Below are 25,005 nucleotides of genomic sequence, written 5' to 3' on the forward strand. Positions count from 1 at the left end.
ACTGCATACGTTCCGCTACTCAAAACTTCACCGCCTCGACCTTCTTGGTCCTTTTCATCCTCCTTTTTGAACACTCATTTTTTAGTCTTTTTTTGACGAATATGATAAAATGGGGTACAGCAAAGTAGGGGAGAGAATAAGTTTGATTGAATTTATTAAAGGGACGGTTGACTACATTAATCCGGAATATATCGTTATTGAAAATAATGGGGTAGGCTACCAAATCCTAACACCAAATCCGTTCGTTTTTAAAAGAGATAATAAGGAAATTGTTTATACATATCAGCATGTAAGAGAAGATATTTTAGCACTTTATGGTTTTAAGACACGTGAGGAGCGTGCTTTATTTTTGAAACTCTTAAATGTTACAGGGATTGGTCCAAAGGGCGGACTCGCGATTTTGGCTTCGGGGGAACCAGAACAAGTCATTCGTGCAATTGAAAACGAGGATGAAAAATTCCTCGTTAAGTTTCCAGGTGTAGGGAAAAAGACAGCTCGACAAATTATACTGGATCTTAAAGGAAAGCTCCATGACCTTATGCCAACACTTCATCCTGATTTGTTTAGTGACGATCATGAATTTGTGGACAATACGAGTCACACAGAAATTGAGGAAGCAGTTGAAGCTCTTAAAGTGTTAGGCTATGCGGAAAGAGAAATCAATAAAGTGTTGCCAGAGCTAAGAAAAGAAAAGCTCTCAACGGATCAATATATTAAAAAGGCTTTACAAAAGCTATTAAAATAAGGAGGATGCTTGAATGGAGGACAGAATCGTTTCAGGTAGTACCAATTACGAAGAGTCAGCAATCGAGCAAAGCCTCAGACCACAAACCTTAGCTCAATATATTGGTCAAGAAAAGGTAAAATCAAATTTATCGATTTTTATTGAAGCAGCTAAAATGAGACAAGAAACCTTGGACCATGTATTATTATATGGGCCTCCAGGACTTGGGAAAACAACGCTAGCTACGATTATTGCAAATGAAATGGGCGTGAATATTCGGACAACCTCAGGACCAGCAATTGAAAGGCCAGGGGATTTAGCGGCTATATTGACAGCACTTGAACCAGGTGATGTCCTTTTTATTGACGAAATTCATCGTCTTCAAAGGTCCATCGAGGAGGTTTTATATCCTGCGATGGAGGATTTTTGTTTGGATATCGTGATTGGAAAGGGAGCGGGAGCACGTTCTGTTCGACTCGACTTACCACCCTTTACTTTAGTTGGAGCGACAACACGTGCTGGATCACTATCTGCACCTCTTAGGGATCGATTTGGGGTGCTTAGTCGACTAGAATATTACACTGAAAATCAATTAGCTGAAATTGTAACAAGAACAGCTGAATTGTTGGAGGTAGAAATTGATGAACATGCGGCACACGAAATAGCGAGACGATCAAGAGGGACCCCAAGGATTGCGAATCGTTTATTAAGGCGGGTAAGGGACTTCGCACAGGTACGCGGGAATGGTACAATTACAACGCAAATGGCAGATACAGCCTTAGAATTGCTACAGGTTGACCGTTTAGGACTTGATCATATTGACCATAAATTACTTAGAGGAATCATTGAGAAGTTTCGTGGTGGTCCAGTTGGACTTGAGACGATTGCTGCAACGATCGGTGAGGAGGCACATACAATTGAAGATGTTTATGAGCCTTACCTTCTGCAAATTGGTTTCTTGCAACGAACCCCACGTGGTCGAATTGTAACTGAACTGGTATATCGACATTTTCAAATTGAGGTTCCAAAGGAGTAATACCTAATCATATACGCCTTGGCGTATATGCGCCCGATTTTTTTCGAGCTCGCTCGAAAAATTACCTTTGAAAAATCGTGGCATCCGCCGGAGGCTTTTTAACTTTATTCAATTAAGTTTTTATCCTACACGAAAATTGATTTTACAAATAGATGCCTTCGTTCCAATACCTTATAAGGAGTGAATAAAGTTAAAATGGGTAAAATGCTAATGATAATGGGAGTTCTATTATTAGTTGTCGGGTTTATTATGCATTTTATTGGAAAACTACCTGGGGATATAGTCGTGAAAAAAGGGAATACCACATTTTATTTTCCAATCGTTACATCTATTGTAATAAGTATTGTATTATCATTAATCTTTTACGTATTTGGTAAGTTTCGTTAGAAAGTCAGTAGAAATTAGGTGGAAATATGAAAGTAGAATTATTTGATTTTGAATTACCAGAGGAATTAATCGCTCAAACTCCGTTAGAAAATCGTGAGGCTTCGCGCTTAATGGTAGTAGACAAAGAGACAGGAGACATTACCCATACTCATTTTCGTTCAATCCTATCATATCTAAATAAAGGAGATTGCCTAGTCTTAAACGATACACGTGTCTTGCCAGCAAGACTGTATGGAGTAAAAGAGGACACAGGTGCAAAAGTAGAAGTACTACTTTTAAAACAAAAAGATGGTGATAGTTGGGAGACTCTTGTTAAGCCTGCAAAACGTGTGAAAGAAGGTACTGTATTAACCTTTGGTGATGGACGTTTAAAAGCAACGTGTACGGATATCGGTGATCACGGTGGAAGAATGTTGAACTTTCATTATGAAGGTATTTTTTATGAAGTTTTAGAAGCCTTAGGTGAGATGCCATTGCCCCCATATATTCATGAGCAATTGGATGATAAAGAACGATATCAAACTGTTTATGCAAAGCATCGTGGTTCAGCAGCAGCGCCTACGGCTGGACTTCATTTTACAGAAGAGCTTTTACAGCAAATTCGTGACCAGGGAGTACATACAGCCTTTATTACCTTGCATGTGGGGTTAGGAACATTTCGTCCCGTCAGCTCAGACACAATTGAAGATCATGATATGCATTCTGAATTTTATCAAATGACAGAGGAAACTGCTAATTTACTAAATGAGGTAAAAGCAAATGGTGGGAAAATCATTTCCGTAGGGACTACCTCAACTAGAACCCTTGAAACGATTGTGAAAAATAATGGTAAATTCGTAGAATCAAGCGGTTGGACGAATATATTTATATACCCTGGATATCAGTATGAGGGAATTGATGGTCTTATAACAAACTTCCATCTTCCAAAATCAACACTGATCATGCTTGTAAGTGCACTGGCTGGACGCGAGAATATCCTCCATGCGTATAACGAAGCAGTAAAAGAGCGGTATCGATTCTTTAGCTTTGGGGACGCAATGCTAATTAAATAAGACATAGCGCAAATTAGATATTTCGGGTGGTGAGTTTTATTCATCACCCACGATAAAGGAGACATATAAGTGACAGCAATAAGATACGAACATATTAAGACTTGTAAGCAAACAGGTGCGAGACTAGGAATTGTGCATACCCCGCATGGTTCTTTTGAAACACCTGCATTCATGCCTGTGGGAACACTTGCTACCGTAAAGACAATGTCACCAGAAGACCTTAAGGAGATGGGTGCTGGTATTATTCTAAGTAATACCTACCATCTATGGTTAAGACCAGGCCATGAAATCATCAAAGAAGCGGGTGGACTACATAAATTCATGAACTGGGATCGAGCAATTCTCACTGATTCAGGAGGATTTCAGGTATTTAGTTTAAGTGAATTTAGAGAAATTAAGGAAGAAGGCGTTCATTTCCGTAATCATTTAAATGGAGATAAGTTATTTTTGTCTCCTGAAAAAGCAATGGAGATACAAAATGCCCTTGGCTCAGATATTATGATGGCATTTGATGAGTGTCCACCATATCCAGCTAGCTTTGAATATATGAAGAAATCTGTTGAACGTACTAGTCGTTGGGCTGAAAGATGCATCCAGGCACACAGTCGTCCACAAGACCAGGGACTATTTGGTATTGTTCAGGGAGGAGAATACGAGGAACTTCGTAAACTAAGTGCAAGAGACTTAGTATCCCTAGACTTCCCTGGCTATGCTGTAGGTGGCTTATCTGTTGGTGAGCCTAAAGACGTTATGAACAGAGTACTCGAGTTTACAACACCACTTTTACCAACGAACAAGCCTAGATATTTAATGGGGGTTGGTTCGCCGGATTCCTTGATTGATGGAGCGATACGTGGTATTGATATGTTTGACTGTGTACTACCTACTAGAATTGCTCGAAATGGAACGCTTATGACAAGCGAAGGAAGATTAGTAGTTAAAAACGCGGAGTATGCACGTGATTTTGGACCGTTGGACGAAAATTGTGAATGTTATACATGTAAAAATTATAGCCGTGCCTATATTAGACACTTAATAAAAACAAGTGAAACATTCGGAATAAGACTTACTACTTATCATAATCTTCATTTTCTGTTAAAATTAATGGAGCAAGTCCGTCAAGCGATTCGCGAAGATCGTCTTGGAGACTTCCGCGAAGAATTTTTTGAGCGATATGGTTTCAATAAGCCGAACGCGAAAAACTTCTAACTAAAGAAAAAATGAAAAAAAGATAGAGTCGGGAGGTGAAATGAATGGAAGGTATTTTAGGAACAGTTGGTCCGTTGATTCTAATGTTTGCGATTTTCTATTTCTTGTTAATTCGTCCACAACAAAAGCGTCAAAAAGCTACTCTTAATATGCAATCTAACCTTCAAAAAGGGGATAAAGTTGTAACTGTAGGCGGTTTACACGGAACAGTTGATGCAATCGACGAAAACAAGATTATTATTAAATCTGGAAATGCAAATCTTACATATGACAGACAAGCAGTACGTGATGTCATCAAGGACTAATTTTTCATAAAAAAAAGAGCGTCTCGGGCGCTCTTTTTTTATTTTTCTATTAAGCATCTCTTCTTGATGGAGTGGTCATATTCACCCCGAAAATTCCACCAATTACAGCAGCCGCTAAAAACCCAACATGATACATTGTTTGCTCCGCTGTGAAAGTAGCATCATACCCTAAAAATTGAACTATAAATACAATGATAGAATATAAAATACCTGTGCCTCCACCAATTAGCCAACCTTTTTCCTTTCCTTTTCCACCTGAAACAAAACCACCGATGAAAAGAGCAAGGAAGGAAGCACCTAAAATCACCCAGGACATTGAAGATTCCTGAAGTGAAGTAAATCGAAGTAATAGTGAGATAAGTAAACTAGATACAATAACAATTAAAAAAATTGCTACCACACCATAAGCCATTGCAACTCCCATTTTCCTCATATCGATTCTCTCCCCCTCAAATATATACGAATAACCCTTAGTACGAGCATATTCACGATCACAAGGAATTAGAATAAAAAGTACAAACTTTTCTTGTCCATTAAAACTCAGGTAGAAAAAATTCGAATTATGTTTTAAGAGAATTTGTGCACACTAAGTTGCAGTATGTGTTTCTTATATTAGATTCCATTAGAGAGGGGGGCTTTCGTTGGGAGAATACCTCATCCTTGTGGGGAGGACTATTTTTCTTTATATAATCCTGTTAACGATTTTTCGATTAATGGGTAAACGAGAAATTGGAGAACTTAGTCTTATCGATTTAGTAGTTTTTATGATGATTGCAGAGATGGCAGTTATCGGTATCGAGAGTACAAAAGATCCAATTCTCCATTCGCTCATACCGATGCTTTTGTTGATGGGGATTCAATACTTACTTGCCCTGCTGTCGTTAAAAAGTAAAAAACTTAGAGAACTCATCGATGGACGTCCAACAGTGATTGTGAACAGGGGTAAAGTTGATGAACATGCCATGAGGCATCAACGTTATAATCACGATGATCTTATGATGCAGCTTCGTGAAAAAAACATAAAAAATTTAGCTGATGTGGAATTTGCTATACTTGAATCATCTGGAGAATTGTCCGTGTTGGAAAAAAGTAATAATCAACCATCCGATTTCTCAGATTATACAATTGATTTACCAGTCGTTCTTGATGGAGAAATTCAAGTGGATCATTTAAAACAAATTAATAAGACCGAATTTTGGCTCCGATCTGAGTTGAAGAAGTTAGGTTATAGTGATATTAAGAAAATTTCAATCTGTAATTATCATCACGGAAAACTACATGTAGATATAAAGGATGAAAAAAGGTAACCGTGGTCGGTTACCTTTTGGTTTAGTCATTACAAAAGTGTTGCTAGCTTTGGTCCAATAAAAGGAATTCTCTTTACTTCCTCTTTTGTCAAAAGCTTAAAAGCAAATAATAGAACAACATAAATGAATGATGTAACACCAATCGCTGCCAGTGTTCTTATAGCAAGGGAACCATCGGTTAAGCAGAATTGATAAAAGTAATGACCGCCTATGCCTGATAGAACCATGGTTATGCCACTCTTTATATAATCCTTAACATAAAAACTATAAGAAATCACTTTTACAATCGTCGAAAAATGTAGCAAGGTGACAAGCATCATTCCAATGACAATCGCAAGAGCTGCACCCATAATCCCAAGGGAAGGTCTTGTTGCAAGAATAAAAATCGCGCCCGTTTTTATAAAATTTCCGATAAAGCTATTGATCATTGCGGCTTTGGCTAAATCAAGAGCCTGCAAGGTTGCTTGAAGTGGACCTTGGAAGTAATAAAAGATAAAAAACGGAGCCATTACTTTTATATAAATGGCTGAATTACTATTCCCATACATCAGCTCCATTACTGGGGAAGCAAACACATATAAAACAACGATTGCTAACCCACCTGAAACAAGTGATAATCGTAACGCCTGTTTCAGGCGATATTCAATTAATAATGTTTGCTTTTTTGCTGCTGCTTCACTTATGGAAGGCACAAGTGCTGTTGAAAGTGAAGTCGTAATGAACGATGGAAGCATAAGTAGTGGTAATGCAAAACCTGTTAACTCCCCGTATTGTCTTGTCGCGAGATGTGTAACGACACCGGCAATTGCTAAACTTTGGGCAACGACAATCGGTTCAAAAAACCAAGAAATCGACCCAATCATTCTACTGCCTAAGGTTGGAACCGCAATTCGTGTCAAATCATTGAATGTTTCTTTTCCGTGCTTAGCCGATTTAAAAAAGTTCTGCCGGATTCGAATCCGTTTTTTCAGCTTGAACATAAAGAATAAATAAATGAGTGACATTAATTCTCCAACAACGGCCGAGAGCATTGCACCTGCTGCAGCGTATTCAATCCCCATCGGTAAAAAGGCCTTCGTAAACACATATACTAAGGTAATTCTGACGACTTGTTCAATTACCTGTGAATAGGCAGGTGGCTTCATATTTTGACGACCTTGGAAATAGCCACGGAGAACAGATGAAATCGCCACAATAGGGACAATCGGTGATATCGCTAATAAAGGATAATACGTTCTTTCATCCGTAAGAAGCGTCTCGGATAATAAGGGTGCAAGAAAGATCATCATAGGTGTAAAGATAATACTTAATATTCCAGTAATGGATAGAGAAACAACCAAGATTTTTTTGATTTTTCTCTTATCACCCTGAGCCTCTGCTTCTGCTACTAATTTCGATATTGCCACTGGGAGTCCCATCTGAGTTAATGTGATAGTGAGGACAAATGTAGGGATTGCCATCATATAGAGCCCCACACCTTCTTCACCAATAAGCCGTGCGACAACAATTCTATTAATAAATCCCAATATTCTTGTAATGAGCCCTGCGATAATTAAAATTAACGTACCTTTAAGGAATGTTTGCTTTGACAATTCATTTTCCCTACCTTCTCAAAAAAGGTGATATCATTTACAATTAACTATATGCTTAGTAGGTGGCCAAGCATGACAAGTATCGTAAGTTAGTTGAAAAATGGGAGAGATGATGAGTGGGTCAATCAGAGAGTCACATGTATGACAAGTATCGTGAAACAGTTCGTCCATTTTTAAAGAGTAAGCTGGAAGAATTCGGACTGTATGGATACGACAGCGTTAAAGAGGAAGAACTGTGGGGGTTCATGAAAAATAAAACATGGAGAAAAGAAAAAGAAGAAAAGCAGTTGCACCAAATTGTCAGTGATATTCTCGGAATAAAAGTTGGAGATTATATGAACTATGCAACGGTAGAAGCTTTTAAAGCGCCGAATTGGTTTGAAGGTGAAGGAAAAGAAGCTTTGGAAAAATTACTGTAATTCGTAGAACCATAAATTTTTTTTAGATGTGGCATAACATTCACTAAAGCTGTAATTGACATCAAAATCGCATTGTTTCATAATTGTGATGGAGGGCTTAAAGGACAGGCTAGTTTTTTTACTAGAATAGAATTGTCTAGCTCTTGGCTCCATCGGCTCGAGGACATAAGCCAATCGCTTTTGAAGGCAAAGTGCGCCTTCTGTCGGCGCTCGACTTATATTTGTCACCGATTGGCAGGCGCACCTTTCGCTTTTCTTATATAAAGGAGGATATACATACTTATGGTTAAAAAAGGCCGCATCGTGGTGTTTTTTGTATTGGTACTTCTCTTTGGTGCCTTAATCGGAGTAACCGGTACAGATACCGCAAAAAATATTAAATTAGGACTCGATCTTCAAGGTGGTTTTGAAATCCTTTATGAGGTACAACCTGCTAAGAAAGGCGATGTAATTGATAGGGAAGCCTTAGTAAGTACGGTAAATGCCTTAAATAACCGTGTAAACGTACTAGGGGTAAATGAACCAAATATTCAAATTGAAGGTAAGGATCGCATTCGTGTGCAATTAGCGGGTGTTGAAGACCAACAAAAGGTTCGTGACATCCTATCTACACAAGCTAAACTAACCTTCAGAGATGTAAACGATAACGTTTTACTTGACGGCTCCCAATTAGCGCAAAATGGTGCTAGTCAGGCATTCGATCAAATGGGAAAACCAGCCGTTTCTCTAACCGTTAAAAATTCAGATGACCTAAAAAACGCTACACAAAAAGTTCTTGACCAAGCTCCAAACAATTTAATGGTGATATGGTTAGACTTTGAAGAAGGTGTGGATTCATTTGAGGCTGAAAGTAAGAAGCCAAATCCAAAGTACCTTTCTGCAGCAACTGTTAATGAAGTATTCAACAGAAAGTCGGTCTCAATAGAAGGAGGCAGCTTTACGGTTGAATCGGCTAAGGAACTTGCTTCATTGTTAAATGCAGGCGCACTTCCTGTAGATTTAGAAGAAATCTATTCCACATCTGTTGGAGCAAAGTTTGGTGAACAAGCTTTAGAGAAAACCGTTTTCGCAGGGGCAATTGGTATTTTCTTAGTGCTATTATTTATGCTTATATTTTACCGATTCCCAGGACTCATTGCTGCAATTACATTAAGTATATTTGTTTATTTAAACATACTTGTATTTGACTGGATGAATGCGGTACTAACTTTACCAGGTATTGCAGCCTTAATCCTTGGGGTAGGTATGGCGGTTGATGCGAATATTATCACCTACGAGAGAATTAAGGAAGAAATTAAGTCCGGAAAATCTATTTTGTCCGCGTATCGTTCAGGAAGTAAAAACTCCTTCCTAACAATATTTGATGCAAATATTACAACTCTTTTAGCAGGTGTTGTCCTATTTATTTTTGGGACAAGTGCTGTAAAGGGCTTTGCAACCATGTTAATCGTGAGTATCTTGCTAAGCTTTATAACTGCTGTATATGGAAGCAGATTATTACTTGGACTTTGGGTAAATAGCAAATTTTTAAATAAGAAACCAAGCTGGTTTGGTGTTAAACAAAGTGACATCCGAAACTTAGCTGATGCCGATGAGGAAGGAAATTATCCTACTCGATTTGACCGTTTTGATTTTGCGAAACATAAAAATAAATTCTTTTTGGCATCTGGTATAATGGTTATCTTGGGAATCGCAATATTGGCAATCTTTAGGCTTAATCTCGGTATTGATTTTGTTGCTGGTACCCGTATGGAGGTGCTTGCTGACCATCCAATCTCTCAAGAAGAATTCACTGATGAACTTAGTAAGCTTGATCTAGAAGCCAAGGAAATCGTGATATCAGGAGATAATAGTGACATTGGTGTTGCTCGTTTTGCTGATGAGCTATCAAAGGATAAAGTAAATGAGGTTAAAGCTCATTTCCATGACCTGTACGGGGCAGACCCTAACGTTAGCACGGTCTCTCCAACAGTCGGAAAAGAATTAGCTAGAAACGCTTTTATCGCAAGTTTAATTGCGATGGCTGGTATTATTATCTATGTTGCATTCCGCTTTGAGTGGTTAATGGGGCTTGCTGCAATTGTTGCGCTTTTCCACGATGCTCTCTTTATGATTGTAATCTTTAGTGTTACACGACTTGAAGTAGATGTAACATTTATCGCTGCTATATTAACTATTATTGGTTATTCTATTAATGATACAATTGTAACGTTTGATAGAATCCGTGAACTTTATAAGAAGAAAAAGCGTGTTAAAACATATGAAGATCTTGCAAGTATTGTAAATAATGGATTAAGACAAACATTAGGGCGTTCCGTTAATACGGCTATAACCGTTATCTTCACAAGTGTTGCATTATTATTATTAGGTGGACAGGCTATTACCAATTTCTCTTTCGCCTTAACAATTGGTTTAGTTGCTGGTATGTATTCATCTATCTTCATTGCAGCACAGCTATGGTTAATATGGAAGACAAAGCAACTTACAAAAAAACGTCCAGCACAGTCAGAATCAGAACCGCAGGTATAATATAACAGTTAAAAGTCGTGATTTTTCACGACTTTTTATTTTCTCTATGAATTTGGATACACTAAAAAGCATGCGTATGCGCAAAAGAAAAAAGCGCATTTTTGTTCTCAAACTTACATGGGGAGGATGAGTTTTTTTTGAAGGAGAACGATCGTTTCAAACAAGCAGAAAAAGCCATTATTATCGGTGTAGTGGGGAATATCATTTTAGCTATTATTAAATGGGTGATTGGGGTACAATCCAATAGTCGCGCGCTTATTGCAGACGCGGTCCATTCGGCTTCAGATGTGGCAGGGTCTATCGCAGTTTTCGTTGGAGTCCGCGCAGCAAAAAGACCACCAGATGAAGATCATCCATATGGTCATGGTAAAGCTGAGTCTGTTTCGGCCATCATTGTTGCTGTATTACTAGCACTAGTCGGATTTGAAATCGGAAAAGCATCAATTGAGGCATTTTTTAAGCCTATCGCTGTTCCAAAGACGATGGCTATTTATGCTGTCTTATTCTCCATCATCATTAAAGAAATCATGTTTCGATATAAATATCATCTCGGAAAAAAAATTAAGAGCGATGCACTTATCATTAATGCATATGATGACCGTTCTGATGTCTTTGCTTCCATTGCTACGCTTGTGGGGATAGTTGGGGCTATTCTTGGAGGCTATTTAGGAATTGACTGGCTTGTTTATGCTGACCCGGTTGCGGGGTTAGTTGTTGCTGTTTTAATTGTAAAAATGGCCTGGGAATTTGGTACGGAAGCAATACACAATACATTAGATCATGTGTTACATGATGAAGATACAACTGAATTTAGAGAATTGGTACTGTCCGTTCCGGAAGTGAAAAAAATTACGGAACTTCATGCTCGTGAGCATGGACATTATGTTATTGTAGATTTGAAAATTTCTGTCGACCCCTACATGACTGTTGAAGATGGACATAAGGTTGGGAAAAAGGTAAAAGCAAAACTGATGGAATATGCAGAGGTACATAATGTTTTTATCCATATCAATCCATACTCTGATGATGACTGAAAATTAGAACCTATTAAATGAAGAATATCAATCGTTGTAACAGGCCCAAAGCTTCGGTATAATAGTATGGTTAAGGGGTGAAACTTTTGTTACAATCTAAAACTCGTTGGAAAGTAAATGATTACAACCAGACAAACGCTAATCTACTAGTTAAAGAACTGCAAGTTACACCTCTAGTAGCATCCCTACTAGTGAATAGAGGACTTACAACTGTCCAGGAAGCACGTGAATTTTTAGAACCAGATTTACTTGAGTTCCACGATCCATTTTTACTGGACCAAATGGATACGGCCATTGACCGAATTAATACGGCCATTAAAAATGAGGAACAGATTTTAGTTTTTGGTGACTATGATGCGGACGGTGTGAGCAGTACGACCGTAATGGTTACTGCATTAAAAGAAAAAGGTGCAAATGTTGAATTTTATATTCCAAATCGATTTACGGAAGGTTATGGCCCAAATGAAACAGCTTTTCGTTGGGCAAAATCGGAAGGAATCTCACTTATTATTACTGTAGATACAGGTATTTCTGCGCTTCATGAAGCAGAGGTTGCAAAAGAATTAGGCATTGACTTAATCATTACGGATCACCACGAGGTCGGTCCCGAGTTACCCGTTGCAACAGCGATTATCCATCCGAGAAAGCCGAATAGCCAGTATCCGTTTAAGGAATTGGCAGGAGTTGGGGTTGCTTTTAAAGTAGCTCATGCTTTACGAGGAGAAGTCCCTACAGATCTATTAGATGTAGCCGTTATTGGAACAATTGCCGATTTAGTTCCTTTAACTGGGGAAAATCGACTCCTTGCAAAAAAGGGAATAAGGGCGTTACAAAATACAAAGCGGCCAGGTTTAAGAGCATTATTAAAAAAAGCAAAGATCGAATCCAATGATATATCTGAAGAAACAGTTGGATTTGCAATCGGTCCACGAATAAATGCAGTAGGTCGATTGCAATCTGCAGATCCTGCAGTTGATTTATTATTGACAAACGATTTAGAAGAAGCAGCATATATTGCCGATGAAATCGATGAACTGAACAAAGAAAGGCAGCAATTAGTCAATCAAATGACTCAAGAAGCCATTCAAGAGGTAGAGGAGAATTTTCCACCTTCTTCAAATTCAGTATTAGTCATTGCAAGGGAAGGCTGGAACCCTGGTGTGATTGGGATTGTTGCTTCTAGATTAGTTGACCGCTTCTATCGGCCAACAATTGTCTTAAGCATTAATTCTGAAAAAGGTCTGGCAAAAGGCTCAGCAAGAAGTATTGAAGGCTTTAATCTATATGAAAGTCTATCAACATGTCGTGATATTTTACCGCATTTTGGTGGACATCCAATGGCAGCCGGAATGACACTAAAAGTGGAAGATGTGGCAGACTTAAGAAATCGCCTTAATACAATTGCAAATGAGGTCTTAACCCCAGAAGACTTTCAACCTATCACAACTGTAGATGCTGTTTGCCGTATACAGGATGTTTCGATCGAAACAATTCTAGAGTTGAATAAATTAGCACCATTTGGAATGGGAAATCCAAAACCCACTGTGCAAATCAATGATGTTGAAATCAATTCGCTTCGAAGAATTGGGTCTGATCAAAGTCATTTGAAAATTGTCCTTCAGGAAGACCAAATAGCTTTAGACGGAGTTGGCTTTGGATTAGGACATGCTGTTGACGGAATCTCACCTTTATCGAAGGTTTCCGTTATCGGTGAATTATCTATTAATGAATGGAATAATAATAGGAAGCCACAAATGATGTTACAGGATATAGCTGTTCATGAGTGGCAATTATTTGATATTCGTGGAATGCGTGATTTCTTATCCTACTTAGAAAAAATTAAAGATGATAAACTCAAATTAGTTTCCTTTGCTCAGGAAACTGTTCAAAAACTTCGTCTATCTAATCGCGACGTAACGGTAATTTCTTCGTTTGAAGAGGCAACAGAGCTACAACTCGAATCAAGGCATGTTGTGCTTCTTGACTTGCCAGAAGAAGATGAAATGATAAAAGTACTATTTGATACTAGTTTTCCAAATCGGATTTACACATTATTTTTTCATGAGCAGGATCATTTTTTCAGCACAATCCCGACTCGAGAGCATTTTAAATGGTTTTATGCATTTCTGGCAAAAAAAGGTCCGTTTGATATGAATCGCTATGCGCATGAGTTAGCAAAATATAGAGGATGGTCAACGGAAACAATTGATTTTATGTCACAGGTGTTTTTTGAATTAGATTTTGTTAAAATAGACAATGGATTTATTTCATTATCAAATCAAGCTAAGAAAAGGGATTTGACTGAATCGAGAACATACCAATTAAAAGCAAAACGAATTGAATTGGAAAAGCAATTATTGTATTCATCATATCAACAATTAAAGCAATGGTTTGATGCAATAAATAAAGGTTCGCATTCGCTTGAGGAGGCAATTAAGTAATGGATTTAAAAAAGTATATTGAAATAGTTGACGATTATCCAAAGCCAGGGATTAAATTTAAGGATATTACTCCTTTAATGAATGACGGTGAAGCGTATAAATATGCTACAGACCAAATCGTGAAATATGCTAGGGAAAAAGAAATTGACCTTGTTGTTGGACCAGAGGCTCGTGGCTTTATTATTGGTTGTCCAGTCGCATACTCACATGGTGTAGGCTTTGCTCCTGTTAGAAAAGAAGGAAAACTACCAAGAGATGTGATTAAAGTGGATTATGGTCTTGAGTACGGTAAAGATGTATTAACAATTCATAAAGATGCAATTAAACCGGGCCAACGTGTATTAATCACAGATGACTTACTAGCTACTGGTGGAACAATTGAAGCTACAATTAATCTTGTAGAACAGCTTGGTGGTATTGTTGCAGGAATTGCATTCCTTATCGAACTCACGTACCTAGATGGTCGTGACAAGCTTGAAGGTTATGATGTATTAACACTTATGCAGTATTAAGGTATAAATGAAAAGCGCTCAGATTTGAGTGCTTTTTTTAATAGATTCCCTTCTATAACCCTTAGGTAACGAATTTTTAGACTTATTAGGCGATATTTATGTTATTTCCCTTTACATCTTTCAAGATTTTCAAGATAATAGAAACAATAATCTTTTTAATTCTATATTTTAAAAATGATTTAAGAGGATATCTTGAATCTTCAATTTATAAAAAGGTGATAAAATCCATGGCAAACGAACAGGTCTTAACTCCTGAGCAAGTGATAGAAAAGGCAAAAAAATATTTGAATAATAACGATCTCGAGTTTATTGAACGAGCGTATAAATTTGCAGAGGAAGCTCATCGGGAGCAGTTTCGCAAATCTGGTGAACCGTACATCATCCACCCCGTTCAAGTGGCAGGTATTTTAGTTGATCTTGAGATGGATCCTTCAACAATTGCGGGTGGTTTTCTACATGATGTAGTGGAAGACACGAATGTAACGCTTCAAGAAATTAGTGATGCATTTACTCCAGAAGTAGCAATGCTTGTCGATGGAGTCACAAAACTAGGAAAAATTAAATACAAATCTCAGGAAGAACAACAGGCTGAAAATCATCGTAAAATGTTTGTTGCAATGGCTCAGGACATTCGTGTTATTTTAATCAAGCTAGCAGACCGTTTGCACAACATGCGTACTTTAAAGCATCTCCCACCAGAAAAGCAGCGTAGGATTTCCAATGAGACGCTTGAAATTTTTGCTCCATTAGCACATCGACTTGGGATATCTAAAATTAAATGGGAGCTTGAAGATACAGCCTTACGATATTTAAATCCACAGCAATACTACCGGATTGTCAACCTGATGAAAAAGAAACGAGCGGAACGTGAGGAGTATCTTGAGGAAGTCATTAATGATGTAAAAGAACATGTTGATGAGGTTTCGATCAAAGCTGATATTTCTGGTCGACCAAAACATATCTATAGCATTTATAGGAAAATGGTTCTTCAAAATAAACAATTTAATGAAATTTATGATCTACTTGCCGTTCGAATCGTCGTAAATAGCATTAAAGATTGTTATGCAGTCTTAGGAATCATCCATACTTGTTGGAAGCCAATGCCAGGAAGATTCAAAGATTATATTGCAATGCCTAAGCCAAATATGTATCAATCCTTACACACTACAGTGATTGGTCCGAAGGGTGACCCACTTGAGGTCCAAATTCGAACAGTTGAGATGCACCAAATTGCCGAATTCGGGATTGCAGCGCATTGGGCATATAAAGAGGGTAAACAGGTTAACACACAATCATCGTTTGAAGAAAAATTAACATGGTTCCGTGAAATTTTAGAGTGGCAAAATGATGCGTCAAATGCTGAAGAATTTATGGAATCCTTAAAGATTGATTTGTTTTCTGACATGGTTTTCGTCTTTACACCAAAAGGCGATGTTATAGAATTACCAACTGGTTCTGTTCCAATTGATTTTGCATATCGCATTCACTCGGAAATCGGTAATAAAACGATCGGTGCCAAAATAAATGGTAAAATGGTGACCTTGGATTATCAATTGAAAACAGGGGATATCATTGAGATACTAACTTCGAAGCATTCCTATGGGCCAAGCCAGGACTGGATTAAGCTCGCCCAAACATCCCAAGCGAAAAATAAAATTCGTCAGTTCTTCAAAAAGCAGCGCCGTGAAGAAAATATTGAAAAAGGGAAAGAGCTTGTTGAAAAAGAAATTCGCAATCTTGAATTTGAAGTGAAGGATATTTTAACACCTGATAATATTAAAAGAGTTGCTGAGAAATTTAATTTTTCAAATGAAGATGATATGTATGCAGCGATTGGGTATAACGGCATTACGGCAGCCCAAATAGCAAATCGTTTGACTGATAAACTGAGAAAGCAGCGCGACCTAGAACAAGTTATTGAAACGGTATCAGAAGTCAAACAAGTATCATCTCGTTCGAAAAGACGCGATTCGGGCGTACAGGTTCAAGGAATTGATAATTTACTAATCCGCTTGTCAAAATGCTGTAATCCAGTACCAGGGGATGAAATTGTTGGATTCATAACAAAAGGTAGAGGTGTATCCGTACATCGCGCAGACTGCCAGAATGTTCATACCGAGGATGCGCAGCAGAGACTGATTGAGGTTGAATGGGAAAGTAATCTAAATGATCGTAAAGAATTTAATGTTGAAATTGAGATAAATGGATTTGATCGTCGTGGATTATTAAATGAGGTTCTTCAAGCTGTAAATGAAACAAAGACGAATATCTCATCTGTTTCTGGAAGATCCGACCGAAATAAAGTAGCCACAATCAATATGTCTATATCCATACAAAATGTAAGTCATCTTCATAAAGTTGTAGAACGGATTAAGCAAATTCGTGATATTTATTCAGTTCGACGTGTCATGAGTTAGGGGATATGTTGTCATGAAAGTTGTTGTACAACGTGCAAAAGACGCACGTGTTATTGTTCAAAATGAAGAAGTCGGAGCCATCAAAAATGGTTTAATGCTTCTAGTCGGAATTACACATTCCGATACATCGGAAGATATTAAATATGTAGCAGACAAGATTGTGAACCTTCGTATTTTTGAAGATGATGAAGGGAAAATGAATCAGTCACTGCTTGATGTTAAAGGAGATATTCTTTCAGTATCTCAATTTACGTTATACGGGGATTGCCGAAAAGGAAGGCGACCAAACTTTATGGACGCTGCTAAACCCGAATTTGCGGAAAAAATGTATGACCTTTTTAATGCGGAAATCCGCGAAAAAGGTGTACATGTTGAAACAGGTTCATTTGGAGCAATGATGGATGTTCAATTTACAAATGTTGGACCAGTTACCTTAATAATCGAGAGTAAATAATAAATGCCTCAAAAGCGATTTGCTTTTGAGGCATTTTTGTTAGGATTTTATTTTCCCTTAAAATATTGAGCAAGTCCGTAATAGACTCCGTTTGAAACATTTTCCTGGAACGTATTTGTGTTAACCGTATATTCTTCAGTCGGATTACTAAGAAATCCTAATTCTAATAGAACAGAAGGGTTACGGTTTTCACGTAACACCTGATAATTACCTAGGCGGTGTTCTCTGTTTTTAAAACCTGTATTCTTGACTATCTCTGTTTGAATGTTAGAAGCGAGTCCAACATCGATATTTTTATAATAATAGGATGTAACACCACGAACATTTCGGTCATAAATGCTATCATAATGGATACTTACAAAAGCATCGGCACTTCGATAATGTGAAATACTCACTCTTGAGCGGAGACTGACATAATTATCGCTATTGCGTGTCAGAACTACATTTGCACCTGATGCACTTAATTTATCAAAGACCATTCTTGCTGTACGTAAGTTTAGAGTTTTCTCATAAGTACCACTTACTCCAATAGCTCCACTATCATTCCCGCCATGACCAGGATCAATCACAATAGTTTTTCCCTTTAAATAGTGATTAACACTAACACCAGGTCGTTCTACAATTTGGTCTGTTCCACTAACAGAAACAAGCCAACCGGCAACATATCCAATTTTATTCCCCGGAAGGTTGATTTTATACCAGTCACCTTCCTTTGCTACCATTGCAAACGAATCGCCTTCATTCGCACGCGCAACTACTGAAGTTGAAGTAGACGAGCCAGAACGAATATTTGTCCCGTTGTAAAGGATCTTTACAGTTGATTCTGCTTTGTTTGGGGTTTCACTTGGTGTATCCAACTGAACGTCAAGATACCAACTAGCAACCCATCCTTTACTACCATTTGGCAAAGTAATATGGCTCCAATTATTTACTTCTTCTTGAATAGTGACTTTATTCCCCTGCTTCAAACTGCCAATAACTCTTCCAGAAAGGGAACCACTATCTCGTACATTTAAGCTAGAAGCCGTAACTTTACCGATTTTCCCTTGATTTGTCGGACTTTGTGGTGGTGCAGCAGGTTGAGTTGGTTTTTCTTCTGTTGAAGAAATGCCTGCTACAAAATCTCTATGTATCCAACCAGAGCTACTGCCGAATTTAATTTCTAACCAACTTTCTCTTTCATTTGTAATCGTAACAGTAGCATTTTGTTTTAACTTCCCTACAATTCTTCCTTGCAAATTAGGTTGATCGCGTACATTTAAGATTGAAGCAGTAACAGTTGCTGTTTTCTTAGATGTACCAGAATTTGAATTTGGTGTTGAAGTTGTAGGACCAGATGGTTGCTTCGTTTTTAAAAATTGTGAGGAAACCCAACCAATATTTCCTTTATACGATATTTTTGACCAATTATCATTTGCTTCAATAAACCCAGCTTCATTTCCTTTGTTTAACGACCCGATTACTTGGAAGCCTGTTCCAGGACCGCTGCGAAATCTAAGCCCATCTACAGTTGAAACAACGGTGGACGAAGTACCAGTTTGGGTAGAAGTAGTCTGTGTTTCTTTAATAAGCCAAGAAGCAACCCAACCGGTTTTTCCAGCAGAAAGCTGTAGCTTAACCCAATCATTTTTTCTTTCGATTATTGTGAATTTCTCTCCTTGTTTGACCTGTGCAGTCCTTGAGTAGGAGAGTCCAGGGCCATCTCTCACGTTAAGTACAGTGGTGTCAATAATTGCGACTTGTTCAGCTTTTGTAAGATTTCCCGGGTTGGTTGTAACTGAAAAAATAATCGCGAGTAGGAACGCTAGTCCTATTTTTAAAATCTTGTGTAACACGTAAAAGCCTCCTTGAGTTAAAAAGCATAGCTTTATAAAGATTCGCTAAAAATAAAAAAATTCCTGTTTAAAAGAAATAAATTCTTAAAAAAGGGAATGATACGTAATATCTTACCACGAAAAAGGGGCGAAAAGGATGAGATTTAGCGAAAAAAGTAACAATGTTCAAAATACTGGAGGAAATCTATTCGGGGTTGATTTCCACGATTTTATTCAGAAGGAACAATCTTCAACCTATGTGGAATTAGCTAGTGAATTTGGTGTTTCAGTTAAAGACGTACGGAATTTAAAAAAGCAATTACATCGTTCCTAAAATAACCTTTTTGTTATAAAAAAATAAAAAAATCGATTCATAAACTTGACATGAACCGAGTTCATACGTATGATAATATAAAATTCTACAAAAAATATGATAATCTGAACCAGTGATGGGGAAAAGTAAATAGGACTACACATGAATAGAGAGGGAATGTCATAGGCTGCAAGCATTCCTACATGATGACTTATTGAACGAACACCTCTTAGGTTTCTCTCTGAAAAAGCAATTTGCTCTACTAGGAGTTGAACGTTTCAGGCGTTAACTGATCGAGTGAAAACTTCTAAACGACCAACTATTGTTGAGTTCATCGAAGTTTTAACTAGGGTGGCACCACGGGACTATAAGCTCTCGTCCCTACAAGAAATTGTAGGGATGGGAGCTTTTTTGTTTTGTTTGTTATCCCAGATGTGTAAATACATATCTTTTCTTTGAGTAAGGAGGAGTAAATAAATGGTTAATATCCCTAGAGGAACGCAAGACATCCTTCCAGGTAATGTGGAAAAATGGCAATATATCGAGGAGATCGCTCGAGATATATGCAAAAGATTTAATTATAAGGAAATACGGACACCAATATTTGAACACACAGAACTTTTCTTACGAAGTGTAGGGGAAACCACTGACATCGTGACAAAGGAAATGTACACCTTTGAAGATCGTGGGGAACGAAGTCTAACCCTTCGACCTGAAGGCACTGCAGCTGTTGTTCGCTCATATGTAGAAAACAAAATGTTTGGTAACCCATCACAACCAACTAAGCTTTATTACTGTGGCCCTATGTTCCGTTATGAACGACCACAAGCAGGTCGGTTCCGTCAGTTTGTCCAATTTGGTGTTGAGGCATTAGGGAGCAATGATGCAAGTATCGATGCAGAAGTGATCGCCCTTGCGATGGAAATCTACAAATCATTGGGATTGAAAAAGTTAAAACTTGTCATTAATAGCCTTGGTGATAAATCTAGTAGAAGTGCACACCGCGATGCCCTAATCGCACATTTTTCACCTAGAATTGAAGAGTTTTGCTCAGACTGTAATTCTAGACTTGAGAAAAATCCAATGCGTATCCTTGATTGTAAAAAGGACAGGGACCATGAATTAATGCACACGGCACCATCGATTTTGGAATATTTAAATGACGAATCAAGTGAATATTTCAATAAGGTAAAGTCCTACTTAACCGATTTAGGAATTGATTTCGAAGTTGATTCCGGACTTGTAAGAGGGTTGGATTACTATAACCACACTGCATTTGAGATCATGAGTGATGCAGAGGGCTTTGGAGCCATTACGACACTTTGTGGTGGAGGACGCTACAATGGATTAGTGGAAAGCCTTGGTGGACCCGAAACGCCAGGTATCGGTTTTGCTTTAAGTATTGAAAGACTTTTAGCCGCTCTGAATGCAGAAAGTATTGAACTACCAGTTGAAGAGAGAGTTGATTGCTATGTTGCTGCAATCGGTGAGGCAGCATCAGCTAAATCTGTGTTCCTCGTTAATGAACTTAGGAAAGCTGGATTAGTTGCAGAAAAGGACTATTTAAATAAAAAAGTAAAAGGCCAATTTAAAGCAGCTGACAGATTACAAGCTAAATTTGTCGCTATTTTAGGCGATGAAGAATTAGAAAGAAAAGTTATTAACGTGAAAAACATGGAGTCTGGTCATCAAGAAGAAGTCCAACTTGAGGAATTTATATCATATATACTTGAAAAAAGTCATTAGGAGTGGGAAACATGTCTGGAAGAACGTATTATTGTGGTGAAATAACCGAACAAGCAATTGGCGAAAAAGTAACATTAAAGGGCTGGGTGCAAAGACGCAGAGACCTAGGTGGACTTATTTTTATTGACCTAAGAGACAGAAGCGGAATTGTTCAAATCGTATTCAACCCTGAAGAATCTAAGGATGCATTAGAAATTGCTGAAACGGTTAGAAATGAATATGTACTAAGCGTAGAAGGTATCGTTGTAGCTCGTGATGAAGCAACAATAAACAATAATATCACAACTGGAAAGATCGAAATCAAGGTTTCTGATATTACTATCATAAATGAAGCAAAAACACCTCCATTTATGATTGAAGATCGTTCAGAGGTTTCAGAAGATTTACGTTTGAAATATCGTTATTTGGATCTTCGTAGACCGGCTATGTTTGAAACGTTCCAAATGCGTCACAATGTTACAAAATCCATTCGCGAGTATCTAGATGGCAAGGGATTCTTAGATATCGAAACACCTATTTTAACAAAGAGTACACCAGAGGGTGCCCGTGATTATCTTGTACCAAGCCGTGTCCACCCAGGTGAGTTTTACGCACTTCCACAATCACCACAAATTTTCAAACAACTATTGATGGTGGGTGGATTTGATCGTTATTATCAGATTGCACGTTGTTTTAGAGACGAAGACTTACGTGCAGACAGACAGCCAGAATTTACACAAATAGATATTGAAACTTCTTTCATGAGTCAAGAGGACATCATTGCTATGACAGAGCAAATGATGAAGAAATTAATGAAGGACGTAAAAGGAATGGACATCGAACTTCCATTGCCTCGATTAACATATGAAGATGCAATGAACCGTTATGGCTCAGACAAACCTGATACACGCTTTGAAATGGAATTAATTAATCTTTCTGAAGTTGTGAAGGATAGCGGATTTAAAGTATTCAGTAATGCAGTAGCGACTGGTGGGCAGGTAAAAGCAATCAATGCAAAAGGTGCTGCAGATAAATATACTCGTAAAGACATTGACGGCCTTACTGAATATGTAAATCGTTACGGTGCAAAAGGGCTTGCATGGTTAAAGGTTGAAGAAGATGAGTTAAAAGGTCCAATTGCAAAGTTCTTTGATGCAGAAGAGCAAAAAGCATTAAGAGCAGTATTAGAGGCTACAGCGGGAGACTTGCTATTCTTTGTAGCAGATAAACCAAATGTAGTTGCAGATGCACTTGGAGCACTACGCTTAAAACTTGGAAAAGAGCTTGATTTAATCGATGTATCTAAGTTTAATTTCCTTTGGGTAACAGACTGGCCACTATTAGAATTTGATGAGGAAGATGGTCGTTATTACGCAGCTCACCATCCATTTACGATGCCAGCTAGAGCGGATATTGAGCTTCTAGAAAGCAAACCATGGGAAGTTAAGGCACAGGCATATGACCTTGTATTAAATGGGTATGAATTAGGTGGAGGTTCACTCCGTATTTTCGAACGTGATATCCAAGAAAAAATGTTCAATGTTTTAGGATTTACAGATGAGGAAGCAAGAGAACAGTTCGGATTCCTATTAGAAGCATTTGAATACGGTACACCACCACATGGTGGTATTGCACTAGGTTTAGACCGACTAGTCATGCTTCTAGCAGGTAGAACAAACTTACGTGATACCATTGCATTCCCTAAAACTGCAAGTGCAAGTGATCTTTTAACAGACGCTCCTGGTGAAGTTAGCAAAGCGCAATTAAATGACTTGTATTTGTCGTTAAATGTTCGAAAATAGCGAACAAAACCCTTTTTGGTCAACTTGTAAAGACGAATTTCGTGTGTTAGTATATTCATAAAGTTAGGAGTCCTGATGTGTTTGTCGTATAACCTATTGTTTTGACCGAACAATAGATTATACGGGAGCCCGGAGTTTTCGTACTTGCGTAAATGCCTCATCTTTTACTTGAAAAGAGGACTTACAAAAGTCGAAACAGGGTGCCCACCTGCGGTGAGCGGGTTCAAAACTAAGGCATCGACGGCACGATTGGGACTTCTAAGGATACTTTATACAAGAACAACCCTCTGTTTACATTGTGTAAACAGGGGGTTTTTAATGTTTTTCTGTATTAAATACATAAATTCACATAGAAATACTTGAAATGTGTCGAAAGTATGTTATATTCTAGTTCTGGTAAAAATAAAAAAATATGACATTGAATTTGATACCCAATGGAGTTGAAGATATGTTACACCAATTTTCACGTAATGAACTAGCAGTAGGCAAGCGCGGGGTAGATATCCTTAAAGACAGTACAGTAGCTGTCCTAGGAGTGGGTGGCGTTGGTTCTTTCTCAGTAGAGGCGCTAGCACGCTCTGGTGTTGGACGTTTAATCCTCGTTGATAAGGACAATGTGGATATTACAAATATTAACCGTCAGTTACCTGCTTTACTTTCTACAATTGGTCAGTCAAAAGTTGACGTAATGAAGGAACGTATTGCAGATATTAATCCTGAATGTGAAGTAATCGCGCTTAAAATGTTTTATACGGAAGAAACTTATGAAGAATTTTTTAGCTATAACCTAGACTTTGTTGTTGATGCATCAGATACGATTATGTATAAAATTCATCTTATGAAGGAATGTTTGCAACGTAATATTCCAATCATCTCAAGCATGGGTGCTGCAAATAAGATGGATCCAACTCGTTTTATGATTGCAGATATTTCAAAAACTCATACCGATCCAATTGCCAAGGTTATTCGTACAAAACTAAGAAAAGAAGGAATTCGCAAAGGGATTCCTGTTGTATTCTCAGATGAAAGCCCGATCGTTATTCGTGAAGATGTTCGTAAGGAAATCACCGATGAGAATGCTAAAATCCGTAAAGCAAAAATGCCTCCATCCTCAAATGCGTTTGTACCATCTGCGTGTGGACTAATAATGGCAAGCTATGTTGTTCGTGAATTGCTAAAGGACATCAAAATAACTAGAGTTAAGGACCAATAAATAAAACGTGGCCTCGTTGGCCACGTTTTATTTATTTTGCTAATTGCTCAAGATTCCCGTTTTTATCCATTCGAAATGTCGGGGAGTTACGGTCCTCTGTATCTTCAAACATCACTAAGCGTCTTGCACGGTCCATAATTTGTACAAGTGCTTGGTAGTCTTCTTGAATGATAGTCTGTTGGTCAGATAACTTATCAAGTCTCTTTTCAAGCTCTTTAGTTTGTTGCTTCAATGATTCATTTTCACGACGTAAACGATTATTCTCCATCTCCAACTGATTCGAAAGAAGATCATTGTGACGTAATGAAGATAAGAATGTAATACAATCTTCAAGCGTGATTGAATTAGTAATTGAATTTGATGATGGGATTAATTCTGCAGAAACCTCTTCGATATAAACAGGTACAGGAGTTTCTTCTACAAATGAATCGTGACTTACTGTTTTTTCTTGAGTTGTTCCTTTATCCTTGTTCATTCTTTCTAATGCTCGTTTTCTTTCTTTACGCTGCTTTTTTGCAATAGCAATTGCTTGTTCATAATTATTACGGACTTCTGCATTCCATCTAAACCCACATGCCGCTGAAGTACGGTTTAATTTATCGCCTACTTCGTCAAAAGCAGCCAATTGAGTTCCGCCCTCACGTATGTAGCGTAATACTGTTTCAGCTAATAGTAAATCATCTTCATGTGACCATGCGTCTTGTCTTACTTTCATATAAC

The 25,005-nt window shown here is 37.9% G+C and carries 22 protein-coding genes, 1 other RNA gene and 1 other annotated feature; of the genes, 19 read left to right on the forward strand and 4 right to left on the reverse strand.

Annotated features, from left to right (window positions below; translation table 11 throughout):
* The first annotated feature begins 142 nt into the window (after positions 1 to 142).
* From ruvA to yajC, 6 genes are all read left to right on the forward strand, one after another.
* A complete protein-coding gene (gene ruvA / locus ACFSFW_RS21060) occupies positions 143 to 745 on the forward strand; it encodes a Holliday junction branch migration protein RuvA (RefSeq protein ID WP_304217518.1) in 603 nt (200 codons plus the stop codon).
* A gap of 13 nt (positions 746 to 758) precedes the next feature.
* Entirely contained in the window at positions 759 to 1,760 is a 1,002-nt protein-coding gene (gene ruvB / locus ACFSFW_RS21065; RefSeq protein ID WP_304217516.1) for a Holliday junction branch migration DNA helicase RuvB, read from the forward strand.
* Between the two features lie 195 nt (positions 1,761 to 1,955).
* Complete coding sequence (locus tag ACFSFW_RS21070; RefSeq protein WP_304217513.1) at positions 1,956 to 2,147, forward strand: DUF2905 domain-containing protein; 192 nt, start codon at positions 1,956 to 1,958, stop codon at positions 2,145 to 2,147.
* Positions 2,148 to 2,173: 26 nt separating this feature from the next.
* A complete protein-coding gene (queA, locus tag ACFSFW_RS21075; protein ID WP_304217510.1) occupies positions 2,174 to 3,199 on the forward strand; it encodes a tRNA preQ1(34) S-adenosylmethionine ribosyltransferase-isomerase QueA in 1,026 nt (341 codons plus the stop codon).
* A gap of 69 nt (positions 3,200 to 3,268) precedes the next feature.
* Positions 3,269 to 4,408, forward strand: coding sequence for a tRNA guanosine(34) transglycosylase Tgt (tgt, locus tag ACFSFW_RS21080; protein WP_304217507.1), 1,140 nt, complete (start codon positions 3,269 to 3,271; stop codon positions 4,406 to 4,408).
* 44 nt (positions 4,409 to 4,452) lie between these two features.
* On the forward strand, positions 4,453 to 4,713 hold the full coding sequence (gene yajC, locus ACFSFW_RS21085) for a preprotein translocase subunit YajC (protein ID WP_099352139.1): 261 nt from the start codon (positions 4,453 to 4,455) through the stop codon (positions 4,711 to 4,713).
* Between the two features lie 49 nt (positions 4,714 to 4,762).
* Here the strand turns inward: yajC and ACFSFW_RS21090 are convergent, their stop codons facing one another.
* Entirely contained in the window at positions 4,763 to 5,146 is a 384-nt protein-coding gene (locus ACFSFW_RS21090) for a TIGR04086 family membrane protein (protein WP_304217501.1), read from the reverse strand.
* Positions 5,147 to 5,354: 208 nt separating this feature from the next.
* Here ACFSFW_RS21090 and ACFSFW_RS21095 point away from each other — a divergent pair, with 208 nt between their 5' ends.
* A complete protein-coding gene (locus ACFSFW_RS21095) occupies positions 5,355 to 6,020 on the forward strand; it encodes a DUF421 domain-containing protein (RefSeq protein WP_304217499.1) in 666 nt (221 codons plus the stop codon).
* Positions 6,021 to 6,049: 29 nt separating this feature from the next.
* On the opposite strand, the gene spoVB is transcribed toward ACFSFW_RS21095, so the two are convergent.
* Positions 6,050 to 7,612, reverse strand: a complete 1,563-nt coding sequence (gene spoVB / locus ACFSFW_RS21100) for a stage V sporulation protein B (RefSeq protein ID WP_304217496.1) — start codon at positions 7,610 to 7,612, stop codon at positions 6,050 to 6,052.
* A 137-nt stretch (positions 7,613 to 7,749) separates the two neighbouring features.
* On the opposite strand from spoVB, the gene ACFSFW_RS21105 reads away from it, so the two are divergent.
* The 7 genes from ACFSFW_RS21105 to dtd all read left to right on the forward strand — a co-directional run bounded on the left by ACFSFW_RS21105 (position 7,750) and on the right by dtd (position 17,418).
* Positions 7,750 to 8,031, forward strand: coding sequence for a post-transcriptional regulator (locus ACFSFW_RS21105; RefSeq protein ID WP_304217772.1), 282 nt, complete (start codon positions 7,750 to 7,752; stop codon positions 8,029 to 8,031).
* 282 nt (positions 8,032 to 8,313) lie between these two features.
* Positions 8,314 to 10,560: a protein translocase subunit SecDF gene (gene secDF, locus ACFSFW_RS21110; RefSeq protein ID WP_304217493.1), complete on the forward strand. Its 2,247-nt coding sequence runs from the start codon at positions 8,314 to 8,316 to the stop codon at positions 10,558 to 10,560.
* Between the two features lie 137 nt (positions 10,561 to 10,697).
* Entirely contained in the window at positions 10,698 to 11,594 is an 897-nt protein-coding gene (locus tag ACFSFW_RS21115) for a cation diffusion facilitator family transporter (protein ID WP_304217491.1), read from the forward strand.
* Positions 11,595 to 11,680: 86 nt separating this feature from the next.
* On the forward strand, positions 11,681 to 14,035 hold the full coding sequence (gene recJ, locus ACFSFW_RS21120; RefSeq protein ID WP_304217488.1) for a single-stranded-DNA-specific exonuclease RecJ: 2,355 nt from the start codon (positions 11,681 to 11,683) through the stop codon (positions 14,033 to 14,035).
* Positions 14,035 to 14,547, forward strand: coding sequence for an adenine phosphoribosyltransferase (locus ACFSFW_RS21125; RefSeq protein WP_099362029.1), 513 nt, complete (start codon positions 14,035 to 14,037; stop codon positions 14,545 to 14,547). Before recJ ends, ACFSFW_RS21125 begins: the two co-directional genes overlap by 1 nt.
* 227 nt (positions 14,548 to 14,774) lie before the next feature.
* Entirely contained in the window at positions 14,775 to 16,964 is a 2,190-nt protein-coding gene (locus ACFSFW_RS21130) for a RelA/SpoT family protein (RefSeq protein WP_304217482.1), read from the forward strand.
* Positions 16,965 to 16,977: 13 nt separating this feature from the next.
* Positions 16,978 to 17,418, forward strand: a complete 441-nt coding sequence (gene dtd / locus ACFSFW_RS21135; protein ID WP_304217479.1) for a D-aminoacyl-tRNA deacylase — start codon at positions 16,978 to 16,980, stop codon at positions 17,416 to 17,418.
* 47 nt (positions 17,419 to 17,465) lie between these two features.
* On the opposite strand, the gene ACFSFW_RS21140 is transcribed toward dtd, so the two are convergent.
* Entirely contained in the window at positions 17,466 to 19,253 is a 1,788-nt protein-coding gene (locus ACFSFW_RS21140) for an N-acetylmuramoyl-L-alanine amidase family protein (RefSeq protein WP_388041114.1), read from the reverse strand.
* Positions 19,254 to 19,389: 136 nt separating this feature from the next.
* Between ACFSFW_RS21140 and ACFSFW_RS21145 the strand changes: the two genes are divergently transcribed.
* From ACFSFW_RS21145 to ACFSFW_RS21165, 5 genes are all read left to right on the forward strand, one after another.
* Positions 19,390 to 19,566 (forward strand): hypothetical protein, encoded by a 177-nt coding sequence (locus ACFSFW_RS21145; protein WP_010678249.1) that lies wholly within the window; start codon positions 19,390 to 19,392, stop codon positions 19,564 to 19,566.
* A gap of 103 nt (positions 19,567 to 19,669) precedes the next feature.
* Positions 19,670 to 19,931: a binding site (T-box leader), on the forward strand.
* A gap of 91 nt (positions 19,932 to 20,022) precedes the next feature.
* Positions 20,023 to 21,291, forward strand: a complete 1,269-nt coding sequence (gene hisS, locus ACFSFW_RS21150; protein ID WP_388041117.1) for a histidine--tRNA ligase — start codon at positions 20,023 to 20,025, stop codon at positions 21,289 to 21,291.
* A gap of 11 nt (positions 21,292 to 21,302) precedes the next feature.
* Positions 21,303 to 23,072, forward strand: a complete 1,770-nt coding sequence (aspS, locus tag ACFSFW_RS21155) for an aspartate--tRNA ligase (RefSeq protein ID WP_388041120.1) — start codon at positions 21,303 to 21,305, stop codon at positions 23,070 to 23,072.
* Positions 23,073 to 23,138: 66 nt separating this feature from the next.
* Positions 23,139 to 23,332, forward strand: a non-coding RNA gene (ssrS, locus tag ACFSFW_RS21160) — 6S RNA.
* A gap of 188 nt (positions 23,333 to 23,520) precedes the next feature.
* Entirely contained in the window at positions 23,521 to 24,285 is a 765-nt protein-coding gene (locus ACFSFW_RS21165) for a tRNA threonylcarbamoyladenosine dehydratase (RefSeq protein WP_099362023.1), read from the forward strand.
* Positions 24,286 to 24,316: 31 nt separating this feature from the next.
* On the opposite strand, the gene ACFSFW_RS21170 is transcribed toward ACFSFW_RS21165, so the two are convergent.
* Positions 24,317 to 25,000, reverse strand: coding sequence for an RsfA family transcriptional regulator (locus tag ACFSFW_RS21170; protein ID WP_388041123.1), 684 nt, complete (start codon positions 24,998 to 25,000; stop codon positions 24,317 to 24,319).
* Positions 25,001 to 25,005: the final 5 nt, after the last annotated feature.

The sequence above is a fragment of the Ferdinandcohnia salidurans genome, assembly GCF_042680725.1.
Taxonomy (GTDB): domain Bacteria; phylum Bacillota; class Bacilli; order Bacillales; family Bacillaceae_L; genus Ferdinandcohnia; species Ferdinandcohnia salidurans.

Bases quoted from the DNA above. Each gene is read 5' to 3' on its own strand.
- hisS (WP_388041117.1), top strand. From the start codon at position 20,023: ATGGTTAATATCCCTAGAGGAACGCAAGACATCCTTCCAGGTAATGTG.
- ruvB (WP_304217516.1), top strand. From the start codon at position 759: ATGGAGGACAGAATCGTTTCAGGTAGTACCAATTACGAAGAGTCAGCA.
- ACFSFW_RS21170 (WP_388041123.1), bottom strand. From the start codon at position 25,000: ATGAAAGTAAGACAAGACGCATGGTCACATGAAGATGATTTACTATTA.
- secDF (WP_304217493.1), top strand. From the start codon at position 8,314: ATGGTTAAAAAAGGCCGCATCGTGGTGTTTTTTGTATTGGTACTTCTC.
- dtd (WP_304217479.1), top strand. From the start codon at position 16,978: ATGAAAGTTGTTGTACAACGTGCAAAAGACGCACGTGTTATTGTTCAA.
- ACFSFW_RS21145 (WP_010678249.1), top strand. From the start codon at position 19,390: ATGAGATTTAGCGAAAAAAGTAACAATGTTCAAAATACTGGAGGAAAT.
- yajC (WP_099352139.1), top strand. From the start codon at position 4,453: ATGGAAGGTATTTTAGGAACAGTTGGTCCGTTGATTCTAATGTTTGCG.
- aspS (WP_388041120.1), top strand. From the start codon at position 21,303: ATGTCTGGAAGAACGTATTATTGTGGTGAAATAACCGAACAAGCAATT.
- queA (WP_304217510.1), top strand. From the start codon at position 2,174: ATGAAAGTAGAATTATTTGATTTTGAATTACCAGAGGAATTAATCGCT.
- ACFSFW_RS21070 (WP_304217513.1), top strand. From the start codon at position 1,956: ATGGGTAAAATGCTAATGATAATGGGAGTTCTATTATTAGTTGTCGGG.
- ACFSFW_RS21090 (WP_304217501.1), bottom strand. From the start codon at position 5,146: ATGAGGAAAATGGGAGTTGCAATGGCTTATGGTGTGGTAGCAATTTTT.
- ACFSFW_RS21125 (WP_099362029.1), top strand. From the start codon at position 14,035: ATGGATTTAAAAAAGTATATTGAAATAGTTGACGATTATCCAAAGCCA.
- ACFSFW_RS21105 (WP_304217772.1), top strand. From the start codon at position 7,750: ATGTATGACAAGTATCGTGAAACAGTTCGTCCATTTTTAAAGAGTAAG.
- ACFSFW_RS21165 (WP_099362023.1), top strand. From the start codon at position 23,521: ATGTTACACCAATTTTCACGTAATGAACTAGCAGTAGGCAAGCGCGGG.
- ACFSFW_RS21130 (WP_304217482.1), top strand. From the start codon at position 14,775: ATGGCAAACGAACAGGTCTTAACTCCTGAGCAAGTGATAGAAAAGGCA.